Source organism: Leucothrix arctica (genome assembly GCF_003172895.1).
Taxonomy (GTDB): domain Bacteria; phylum Pseudomonadota; class Gammaproteobacteria; order Thiotrichales; family Thiotrichaceae; genus Leucothrix; species Leucothrix arctica.
In genome coordinates, this window is record NZ_QGKL01000016.1 from 103,369 (window position 1) to 113,693 (window position 10,325).

At 45.0% G+C, this 10,325-nt stretch carries 11 protein-coding genes; 5 read left to right on the plus strand and 6 right to left on the minus strand.

Annotation, left to right across the window (positions count from 1 at the left end):
* Window positions 1–222: 222 nt before the first annotated feature.
* On the plus strand, window positions 223–876 hold the full coding sequence (alkB, locus tag DKT75_RS05650; RefSeq protein ID WP_109822456.1) for a DNA oxidative demethylase AlkB: 654 nt from the start codon (window positions 223–225) through the stop codon (window positions 874–876).
* Window positions 877–893: 17 nt separating this feature from the next.
* Here alkB and DKT75_RS05655 read toward each other — a convergent pair whose 3' ends face one another.
* The 5 genes from DKT75_RS05655 to DKT75_RS05675 all read right to left on the minus strand — a co-directional run bounded on the left by DKT75_RS05655 (window position 894) and on the right by DKT75_RS05675 (window position 6,066).
* Window positions 894–1,898, minus strand: a complete 1,005-nt coding sequence (locus tag DKT75_RS05655; protein WP_109822457.1) for an alpha/beta hydrolase — start codon at window positions 1,896–1,898, stop codon at window positions 894–896.
* A 220-nt stretch (window positions 1,899–2,118) separates the two neighbouring features.
* Window positions 2,119–2,982, minus strand: coding sequence for an alpha/beta hydrolase (locus tag DKT75_RS05660; protein ID WP_109822458.1), 864 nt, complete (start codon window positions 2,980–2,982; stop codon window positions 2,119–2,121).
* A 114-nt stretch (window positions 2,983–3,096) separates the two neighbouring features.
* Window positions 3,097–4,359 carry an ATP-binding protein gene (locus DKT75_RS05665; RefSeq protein WP_109822459.1) on the minus strand — a complete coding sequence of 421 codons (1,263 nt, stop codon included), beginning with the start codon at window positions 4,357–4,359 and terminating at the stop codon, window positions 3,097–3,099.
* 185 nt (window positions 4,360–4,544) lie between these two features.
* Window positions 4,545–5,054: a M48 metallopeptidase family protein gene (locus tag DKT75_RS05670; RefSeq protein WP_109822460.1), complete on the minus strand. Its 510-nt coding sequence runs from the start codon at window positions 5,052–5,054 to the stop codon at window positions 4,545–4,547.
* On the minus strand, window positions 5,047–6,066 hold the full coding sequence (locus tag DKT75_RS05675; protein WP_109822461.1) for an adenosine deaminase: 1,020 nt from the start codon (window positions 6,064–6,066) through the stop codon (window positions 5,047–5,049). The genes DKT75_RS05670 and DKT75_RS05675 overlap by 8 nt, the downstream gene beginning before the upstream one ends.
* A gap of 184 nt (window positions 6,067–6,250) precedes the next feature.
* On the opposite strand from DKT75_RS05675, the gene DKT75_RS05680 reads away from it, so the two are divergent.
* From DKT75_RS05680 to DKT75_RS05695, 4 genes are all read left to right on the plus strand, one after another.
* The gene (locus tag DKT75_RS05680) at window positions 6,251–7,471 is read left to right on the plus strand and encodes a glycosyltransferase family 4 protein (RefSeq protein ID WP_109822462.1); all 1,221 of its coding nucleotides are present in this window, start codon (window positions 6,251–6,253) and stop codon (window positions 7,469–7,471) included.
* Window positions 7,416–7,946, plus strand: coding sequence for a phosphatase PAP2 family protein (locus DKT75_RS05685; RefSeq protein ID WP_109822463.1), 531 nt, complete (start codon window positions 7,416–7,418; stop codon window positions 7,944–7,946). Before DKT75_RS05680 ends, DKT75_RS05685 begins: the two co-directional genes overlap by 56 nt.
* A gap of 85 nt (window positions 7,947–8,031) precedes the next feature.
* Window positions 8,032–8,811: a GNAT family N-acetyltransferase gene (locus DKT75_RS05690; protein WP_109822464.1), complete on the plus strand. Its 780-nt coding sequence runs from the start codon at window positions 8,032–8,034 to the stop codon at window positions 8,809–8,811.
* Between the two features lie 78 nt (window positions 8,812–8,889).
* Window positions 8,890–9,801 (plus strand): DMT family transporter, encoded by a 912-nt coding sequence (locus DKT75_RS05695; RefSeq protein ID WP_109822465.1) that lies wholly within the window; start codon window positions 8,890–8,892, stop codon window positions 9,799–9,801.
* A gap of 238 nt (window positions 9,802–10,039) precedes the next feature.
* On the opposite strand, the gene DKT75_RS05700 is transcribed toward DKT75_RS05695, so the two are convergent.
* Window positions 10,040–10,325 (minus strand): integrase core domain-containing protein (locus DKT75_RS05700; protein ID WP_146201323.1); only part of this gene is annotated, 286 nt, incomplete at its 5' end.

The following is a 10,325-nucleotide window of genomic DNA, read 5'->3' on the forward strand; positions in this document are numbered from 1 at the left end:
GAACAAAGCCTGACCACTGACTATATAGACTAAGCAATGAATAAATTATGAACCAACAATATATATAACCACTTAGTGTTTAATTATAAAACACCAAAGAGTTGTTCTAACAACAAATTACCTATAATCCACTATGCTTATTCAACACACTACAATGGCTAGAAAGCCTAGTAACACAGTGATTACTTTCCAATAGCATAAATAAACATCTAAAATGGATTTATGAATTACGACTTATTTGACAACGACAATAGTGGAGAATATTGGACAGAAGGTATCTGCGATGGCGCAGTCGTCCTACGCCAGTTTGCAACGAACACTGCACCTGAGCTGATAAGTGTTATTAATTTAATCACTCAACAATCGCCATTTCGCCACATGAAAACAACGGGCGGCTATACTATGTCGGCAGCACTATCGGGCTGTGGGAGCTTGGGCTGGATAAGTGATCACGCGGGGTATCGTTACTCTGCTATTGACCCTACAACAGGCTTGTCATGGCCAGAAATGCCTGCAGTATTATTTGAATTAGCGCAGAAGGCCGCAGCAGAAGCAGGCTATGACAACTTCACGCCTGATGCCTGTTTGATTAACCGGTATAAAGTAGGCGCAAAGATGTCGCTCCACCAAGACAAAGACGAACAGGACTTTTCAGCACCGATCGTGTCGGTGTCACTAGGACTGCCTGCGACGTTTTTGTTTGGCGGAAAACAGCGCTCTGATAAAACCATCAAAGTGCCGTTAACTCATGGTGATGTGGTGGTTTGGGGTGGTGAAGTGCGTAAAAACTTTCATGGCATATTGCCGATTAAAGCAGATAGCCATCTCTTACTCGGTGAAGAACGTATCAATATTACGTTTCGGGTCGCGGGTTAGCTGGAGACAGGGGGTTATTATTTATCCGCTAAGATTTCCAGCAACCACTCAGTCATTTCCGCATATACAGGCATAGACGTCGCCAACACGCTTCGGTGACCACCGTTAGGTACGATTAACCATTTTTTTTGCGCACTTCCAAGTGCTGAGTAAAGTCGCTCGCCCTGCTCTTGTGCTACGTAATAATCGCGTCCGCCATGCACCACTAAGCTTGGCGTCGTTACCTTTATCGCGTTTTCAGCTGGTCGAATGGCACTGGGTACTGGTCGTCGTCTAAGCCACTGCTCTACATCTAAAAGCGGCAATAAATAATCAAATACTGGCTTCCAACGCATAGGGAGCTGCGCCTCTAGCACTTCATCGAGTTGCGCAAAACTGCTGACAACCACCAATGCATCCCAGTCTTCAGCGGCATCACTTGCAGCATTGACAGCATACGCGCCACCCATTGACATGCCCCAAAGCACTGCGGGTTCGTCAGGTAAGCCAAAGTGACTACGCACTTCTTGTAACACACGCTTGGGGAGCTGTTTTTCAAAGTCACTTTGACCAAATGACATAGCACGAAGTGGGCTACTTCCATGACCAGGAAGATCAACAATGATGCTACGAAATCCTGCTGCAACAAACCGTTCTGCCACTGCTAATAGGCTTTCTTTTCGTCCATTACGGCCGTGCAACAACACAATCGTCCCTTGCACGCGGCCATAGGCTGGTAACTTGACTCCCCTTTCTGCTAACTGCTCTCGCAGCAGCTTACCTCGATAATTGGGTCCGGCTAAGGCGTCTGGCTCAACCAGTAAGCACGGCGCTTTTCCATCTAAACAATCATGTTGCCTGACGGTAAGACCATATTCGGTGGGGTCATTAACACGCTGCATGTGATACTCCTGCAAGACTCGACGCGGTGGCGAGAAAATAACGTTATTAATGTAATGCGCAACCACCAGCAGTACTGCAGATACAAGCACTAAAGCGATGGTGAATTGGCGTAAGGTGCGCCAGATTACGGTTTGCAACATAGGTAAACGCTATTTTATGGTTTGTTAGGAGGTACAGTTTAGAGCGGGGGTTTGCAGATTTTGTGCAGGTTATTAGGAGATTTAGCTAGGTCAAATAAAGTAGCCAACCTGAGAATTAATTTAAATATATCACGCCTAATCACAATGGAACTTATTTATGAACCCAAGATATCTTGCTCCGCGAAGTATTTGCGGCTTGCGACACAGAGCAAGGGTTAACTCATACCCGAAAACCTGATTTTCGCAAAAACGCCACTAACTCCGAACCATGCTCCTCAATCTTATCTACAGAGTCATGCCCTGCATCTTCAATTTCTAATAGGCTTAGATCTGGCTTCGGGCAATTTGCCATAATTGCACGTGCATCCTCAACAGGTACAGTGGTGTCACACTTCCCATGCACTAACAACACGGGGCATTGGATTTTACAAACTGTGTCCAGTGGCGCAAAGCTAGCAAAGCGATACCCAATCACCCACTCAACGTAGCGCATTACCAGCATGCGAACTGGAGCGTGAATTCGAAAGTGCTTTAAGTACCGTTGCATCACCCAGGCAGGGTGAGCAAATGACGATAGGCTGATAACAGCCTGAATATCATTGCGCTTAGAGCACTCAAACAATACAGCACCCGCCCCCACAGAGTGTCCAAGTAGCGCTATTTTTTCAGACTTTTCTGGATAGTTTAACTTCAACCAGTCAATCACTTCTCCAAGATCCTCAGCAAAACGGGGCAAGGAAGAAAAGGTATCTGAACTACTCTGACCATGACTCCTCGCATCGAACAACAAAACATTCATGCCTGCATGGTGAAACGGAACGGCAATTGGCAACATCAGCTCTGCATTAGCTCCCCAGCCATGCAAAATAATCAGCGTTTCACTGGCATTATTATTGGGGAGTAACCATCCAAATAGCTGCTTACCTGCATGAGTAGGAATATGAAGCTGACGGTACTCAATGCCAATATCTTTCGGTGTACCTTGTTCTCTATTTCTTGGCGCACGAAAGCCTAAGTGGATAGTTATTAAAGCAGTACTTAACAGTACGACTATGGCAATGATTAAAAAGAGTAAGACATTCACTGGTGTTTATTCCTGAGGGTTTTATATTAATGTGTTTCTATTACCTCAGTGTTTGCTTTTCATTTGTTCAAGTCATTGATTTAAATCAAATGCAGTGATCTACTCAAGCTAATATTAGGTCCAAAGCACAGATAACGGTAACGCATAAAAAGTTCTCTCACCCATTCGAAATGGTAGTACCGAAGCACCGGTGTACAACACAAAGCCGGACTTAAATGCAGGTCCGACAAAATCAGCAAACTTCGCAATGCCTTTAAAGTCACTCTCTGATACCGTCGCAGAAGCTTTTATTTCTAAAGCATTTAATCGTCCATCAGCTTGCTCCAAAACGATATCTACTTCATTTTTTTGCTTATCCCGATAGTGGTAGATATTCATCGTTTGCTGTGACCACCCCATGTGCTTGAAACACTCCATCACCACAAAACTCTCAAGCAACCCACCGTAAAAATTAGATTGCAACAATTGCTCTGGTGAGGTTAATCCCAACAAATGACAAGCCAACCCTGTATCGACCATTTGTAACTTAGGCATCCCAATCGTTTGCCGCTTGGCACGGTTTTTCACAAATGGATGTAGACGCTTAACAATAAACATCCATTCTAGAGCCTCGATATAAGACTTCACCACTTTGTCATTTTGCGATAAATCATTAGCAATACTCGCGTACTTCAACAAGTTACCACTCAAGCCTGCCAAGTAAGGAATTAGCGATTCTAGCTTCGTATGATAATCACCTTTCGCTTCGTAAATGCTTTCAAAATCTTTATACAAACGTCCCTTTAAATAAGAGTTTAACCAGATAGGTTTTGCACGTGCACTCTTCGTTTGTAACTCTGGATAACCACCACTTATCAACGCTTGAGCAAAGTCTTCACGCACCATCTCAGGTAAGTTTTCAGGAACAGAAAACTCTTCAGCTTGGAGAAAATCAATAAGGTTGAATTGCCCACCAGATAACTCTGTTACCGATAAAGGATATAGCTCAACACGTGCCATATGCCCCGGTAATGCTTCCTGCGTTTTCGCGGAGCTAAACACATCAGCCGAACCTGTTAAAAAAAACTTACCTCGCTCGCTAGGAGATAACTGGTCAGAAGCAAGCTTAATCGCACTCACCAACTCTGGTGCATATTGAAATTCGTCTAAAACAATCGATTGTTCGCGTTTTAACAAGCTTTGGATAAAACCGACAGGGTCACTTTTTGCCGAGGACAGCATCGTATGGTCATCCAAAGAAACATAGTGCATACCCCGTTGACCTGCCATTTTACGAGCGAGTGTGGTCTTCCCTGCTTGTCTCGGGCCAGTGAGGTAAAGAATGCGGAATTCTTGGAGTAATTCTTTTAAAAGACCTTCGGTATAACGTGGGTACATGGATATTTAGCTCATGATAATACGAGTTACATCATCCCATAATGCGAGTTATATCGCACCATAATACGAGTTATAACCATCAATAATACGAATAAACATGATTAAAGCACTCTTAAATATATTTTCTTAAAGCAAAACGGGGCACACTGCATCCCAAATTTAAATGCTCTTTTATACCGAAAACATCACTCATACAAATCACCAAAAAATGCCTGATGCGTCAAATACAACCGCGTATCAAACTCAAACTGGTGATACTCAGGCTCCATGTACTGACACAACTTATAAAACGCTTTGTTGTGATCTTTCACCTTTAAATGCGCTAATTCATGCACGCAAATCATCCGTAAAAATGGCAACGGCATTTTCTTAAACACCGAGCCAATACGAATTTCATTTTTAGACTTAAGCTTACCGCCCTGCACCCGTGATATTTGCGTATGCAGACCCAGCGCATGATTTATGACATGAATCTTCTCGTCATAAACCACTTTGCTTAACGATCCCGACTGCTTCATATAGCTCTGCTTTAAGTCCAGCACATAGTCATACAGTGCTTTATTCGACCCTAACTGATGTGGTTCAGGGTAACGTTTGCGCAGTGCTTCACCCAAACGCTCCTCGTTGATGAGCGTTTCTATCTGCTCAATCAACTGAGGTTGGTAGCCGTTTAAATACTGGCGAACATCAGGCATTAGTCACGCCATGAGCGGCAGCATAAGCATCTAGCTTATCAAGTAACACTTGCTTGTCAGCGTCTGGTAAAAACGTCGATTCAAAACCGTTACGCGCCAAGGTAATGACATCTGCTTTGCTTAGGTCAACCGCCTCTGCCAATTGCAGGAAGTTCGCGTTCATATAACCACCAAAGTAGGCTGGGTCATCTGAATTAATCGTCGCTTTCAAACCGGCATGCAGCATCTCTTTAATAGGGTGAGCGGCCAAGTCCTCCACCACACATAGCTTCAAGTTAGACAACGGACATACCGTCAACGCCATCCCTTCATCAGCAATGCGTTGTGTCAGCGCGTCATCTTCCAAGGCACGATTTCCATGGTCAATACGGTCAACTTTCAACAAGTCCAACGCCTGATAAACATACTCTGGAGGACCTTCCTCGCCCGCATGCGCAACGATCACAAAGCCTTCTGCTTTTGCGCGAACAAACACGTCGGTAAACTTCTCTGGCGGATGCCCTAGCTCAGATGAATCTAATCCTAACCCAATGATTTTATCTTTATGAAGAAAACCTTGTTCCAGCGTCGCCATTGCATCATCTGCATCTAAATGACGCAAAATACACATGATCAAACCGAAGCTAATCCCTAACTTCTCTTTACCGTCCACCAACGCACGATGAATACCATTAACCGCTGTTTCAAACGGAACATCACGCGCCGTGTGGCCTTGTGGGTCAAAGAAAATCTCAGTGTGTAGCACATTTTCTGAGTGAATTTTAGTGATGTAAGCCCACGTTAGATCATAATAATCCTGCTCTTCACGCAATACATTCATGCCTTGATAATAGATATCGAGAAAGTCTTGGAGACGTCTAAAGTCATACGCCTTACGAAGCGCTTCAACGTCAGCAAAAGGTAATTCGATACCGTTACGCTGCGCGATTTCAAACATCAACTCAGGCTCAAAAGTACCCTCAATGTGCAGGTGTAGCTCTGCCTTAGGCATATTTTCAATAAACGTTTGCATAGTAGCTCCAGATAATCTGTTTTAGTTGGTACATAGCCGTACCTTTCTTTGGTATCCATCATAAAGGCTATTCCTAACGGGTCAAGCACAACAGTTCACACACTTTTCGCCTGACAATAGGACGACATAAAACTTAAACATTAGTGTCATAAACATGTAGCAAAAGCTAAATAACATATGCTCTATGTTAAAAGCACACTTACCCAGACAGATATCACTCGCCATTGTTACCGAAACATGGCCGCCTGAAGTTAATGGCGTCTCGCATACCATCAAACACCTAGTTGATGGATTACGTCAGTGTGACCAGTACACCATTCAGTTAGTTCGCCCTCGGCAACAAACGGATGGTGACCCTGCCTCAGAAGATAACTTCCAAGAGCTGTTCACTCGCGGTGCAACACTCCCGTTTTATAAAGAAGTGCGCATAGGTTTGCCGCACTTCTTCAAACTGCGTAACGCGTGGAAAAAGAACCGCCCTGACGTAGTACAGCTAGTCACGGAAGGCCCGCTGGGTTACTCGGCAATGTGGGTGGCTAAGTCGCTAAACATTCCGCTTATTAGTGACTTTCACACCAACTTTGACCAATACAGTCAGTACTACAACCTACGTTTTGCTTTCAAAGTCGCCAGTGTTTACTTGCGCCACTTCCACAATGCTACGCGTCAAACCTTAGTACCAACCACCGAACTCGCTGCACAACTAGCAAATACTGGCTACAAAAACCTAGCGATCATTGAGCGTGGTATCGAAGCAGACTTGTTTCACCCTGCTAAACGCAGCGAAGCGCTACGAGAAAAACTAGGCGTTAAACCCAAGCAATTATTGGTCACGCTAGTCACTCGCCTCGCTCAAGAAAAAAACATCGACCTCGCTTTCAAAGCCTTTCGAGAAATTCAAAAAGAAGTCCCTGACGCTCACTTTATGTTGGTCGGTGACGGCCCAGAGCGCGAACGCCTTGAAGCGGCAAACCCGGACTGTAGTTTTGCAGGGATGCAACGCGGTGAAGACTTAGCGGCACATTACGCCAGTGGCGACTTATTTTTATACCCAAGCACCAGCGAAACCTTTGGCAACGTGATTATCGAAGCGATGGCGAGCGGCTTGCCGGTGGTGACTTATGACTACGCAGCGGCTCACAAGTACATCCAGTCGGCCCACAACGGTTTGACCGTTCCATTACATGATGAAGCTGCGTTTATCAGCCTCAGCGCTTCCGCGGCTTGTGAAACTAACTTACGCAACACTCTGGGCAAAGAAGCCCGTAAAACAGCCCAAACACTCAGCTGGAATAACGTCGTTGACCGTTTGGACATCATCATCAAACAACTGATTACTGAGGTTCGTCATGAAACACCTACATCAGCTAAACGACCGCGAAATACCCGTCTGCCTACTGTTTAATCGCATCAATCACTGGAAACCTATCAGTGTATTTTTTGCGGGCGTCAGTCGTTTAGGCGACGGTGTTTTCTGGTACACACTCATGTTGGCACTGCCGGTTATCTATGGCCTCGGTGCTATCCAAGCTTCAATCCACATGGGCGTCGTTGCGCTCATCGGCTTAGCGATTTACAAGTGGCTCAAGACCTCAACCCTTCGCGTTAGACCCTACAGCCATAGCGATAATATCTTTCAAAATGTCGCGGCCCTCGATCAGTTTAGCTTCCCTTCTGGTCACACCTTACACGCCGTTAGTTTCGCTACTCTCATCGTTCATTACTACCCAGAGTGGGGCCTGCTGGTGATTCCATTCGCTAGTTTAGTGGCACTGTCTCGCGTGGTGCTTGGGCTTCACTACCCTAGCGATGTATTGATCGGCGCAACGCTTGGTTATGGTTTGGCTGTCAGCAGTATCGAGCTGCTGAGCTATTTATAAACCATTGATACAACTTGATTGAACACACATTGATTTAAAAAAACTCACTTTAATAGACTGCGATATTCGAACTTAAAGGAAAATCATGAGTAACCCAAACGTAAAACACACACCCCTGATCGTTGAGCTGGCAAAGACTCACGAAGATGTTCTAGCTTCTCTACGCTTGCGTTATCGAGTCTTTGCAGAGGAGCAAGGCGCAATTTTGCCAACGGCTCATGAGGGTTTAGATCGTGACTATTACGACACCTTTAGCCATCATTTATTGGTACGCAATGCTGACACAGGTGAAGTTGTCGGTTCAACCCGCATTCTTACCGAAGAAAGCGCGGCCCGTGCTGGAAGTTTTTATTCGGAAAGCGAGTTTGACCTAAGCACTATGCTGCCAAGCTTGAAAGGCAATTACATTGAGATTGGTCGTACCTGCATTCATCCTGACTTTCGTAATGGCGCAGGTATTGGCATGTTGTGGTCAGGTTTAGCGCAGTTCATGGAACTGCACAAAGTTGATTACATGTTTGGTTGTGCCAGTGTGGGTATGCGTGACGGTGGCAGCCAAGTGACTGCGATTATGAATGAAGCACGCGCCAAACACCTTGCACCAAGCACTATGTGGGTCACACCACGACAGCAACTCACACCAACCTCTCCTGCTGAACGTGTGAAAATGCCACCATTGCTTAAAGCATATTTGAAACTGGGTGCGTGGGTGGCAGGAGAGCCGTGTTTAGACCCTGACTTTAACGTCGCAGATGTGTTTATTTTGCTAGATGTTAATAACCTAAATACGCGTTATCACCGTCACTTTATGCAAGCGAGTGTAAAGCGTTTAAAGCCTATGGAAATGACACGTCAGCTCGCTTAATTTAACCTTGCTTAATGAACTCTGCATAACTTCGGTATACCATATGCCGCTTACCTAGATACGAGTTATGCACTCCTGATGAAGTCGAATATTTTATTGCTGATCACTGCCGCGATTTGGGGCTCAGCGTTTGTAGCACAGCGTGTAGGAATGGACTATATCGGTCCGTTTACTTATAGCGGTATTCGCTTTCTCATCGGTGGATTGGCGCTTATCCCTTTCGCAATTTGGTTGCGACACTGGCAAGCTAAAAAAGCGACGGGTATTAGTGAGAGCAACAGTAAAACAGAAGAGAAAGGCTTATTAAAAGCTAGTCTTATCTGCGGACTGGTATTGTTCGGTGGTGTGACACTGCAACAGGTTGCCATGGTCTATACCACTGCTGGTAAAGGTGGTTTTATCACCAGTCTCTATATCGTGCTCGTGCCTATTATGGGCTTAGCCTTTAAACAAAAGGCCGGTGCAGGTATTTGGTTAGGGGCTGCACTAGCGCTTGTCGGTCTGTACTTACTGAGTATCAAGTCTGACTTCACCTTGTCCTACGGTGACCTACTGATGCTTATCGGGGCGTTTTTCTGGGCGGCGCATGTCTTAGTTATTGGCTGGGTTGCGCCAAAGTACGACCCTATTGCCTTGTCTATTTTACAGTTTTTGATCTGCGGCGTTCTGAGCATGGTTTGCGCGTTAATCTATGAAACGATTATCTGGGCAGACGTCATGCTGGCAATGGATTCGATTTTATATGCAGCACTCATGTCGACCAGTATCGCCTATACGCTCCAAGTGGTTGCTCAGCAAAATGCTAAACCGTCGCATGCCGCCATTATTTTTAGTAGTGAAGCGATGTTTGCAGTATTAGCAGGCTGGTTAGTGCTAAGTGAAGTGCTCACAACGAGAGGATTGTGGGGCTGCACGTTTATTATGATTGGTATGCTGCTGTCACAGTTACTACCAGACCTGAAGCTAAAGCGCTTAACTAGCGCTAGCTAAAACAGACCAATATACGCCAAACCTATAGCTGTTGCGCTTCGCGTGACAGCTAGACTCATCAAGTAAGTTGCTCTTTAGCCGCTTACCAGAAATGCTATGTAGCGTATTTTTTAAAGAACTATTTCCTTCTGACAGTCCAATAACTCAACATCTAAAAACTCACTCAGCAGCTTCGCATCCAACTGCATTTGTACCAAGTCATTGTGGTTCAATATATTCAAACGTCGGCCAAACTTGGTTAACTGTCGAGAACCGCGTGGTTGTAAACTTTCTTTTTGAATAAATCAGGTTTGTCTAATTGCCACTGCTTCATACTTTGAATAGGGGTCAAATGTCCAAGGTTTCTTTGAATAACGTGGTGATTATACGTGATTAAGTAACGTTTTAGCGTTGTTTCCATTTCTTCGGCAGAAGCAAAGTAGGTGGACTTAATCACCTGTGATATTCGACCATTAAAGCGTTCCACCATGCCATTAGTTTGTGGGTGTTTTGCTGGAATTAAACGGTGCTCTATTGTCAATGAG

Excerpts from the sequence above, each read along its gene's own strand:
- alkB (WP_109822456.1), top strand. The coding sequence starts at position 223 with ATGAATTACGACTTATTTGACAACGACAATAGTGGAGAATATTGGACA.
- DKT75_RS05655 (WP_109822457.1), bottom strand. The coding sequence starts at position 1,898 with ATGTTGCAAACCGTAATCTGGCGCACCTTACGCCAATTCACCATCGCT.
- DKT75_RS05665 (WP_109822459.1), bottom strand. The coding sequence starts at position 4,359 with ATGTACCCACGTTATACCGAAGGTCTTTTAAAAGAATTACTCCAAGAA.
- DKT75_RS05670 (WP_109822460.1), bottom strand. The coding sequence starts at position 5,054 with ATGCCTGATGTTCGCCAGTATTTAAACGGCTACCAACCTCAGTTGATT.
- DKT75_RS05675 (WP_109822461.1), bottom strand. The coding sequence starts at position 6,066 with ATGCAAACGTTTATTGAAAATATGCCTAAGGCAGAGCTACACCTGCAC.
- DKT75_RS05680 (WP_109822462.1), top strand. The coding sequence starts at position 6,251 with ATGTTAAAAGCACACTTACCCAGACAGATATCACTCGCCATTGTTACC.
- DKT75_RS05685 (WP_109822463.1), top strand. The coding sequence starts at position 7,416 with ATGAAACACCTACATCAGCTAAACGACCGCGAAATACCCGTCTGCCTA.
- DKT75_RS05690 (WP_109822464.1), top strand. The coding sequence starts at position 8,032 with ATGAGTAACCCAAACGTAAAACACACACCCCTGATCGTTGAGCTGGCA.
- DKT75_RS05695 (WP_109822465.1), top strand. The coding sequence starts at position 8,890 with ATGAAGTCGAATATTTTATTGCTGATCACTGCCGCGATTTGGGGCTCA.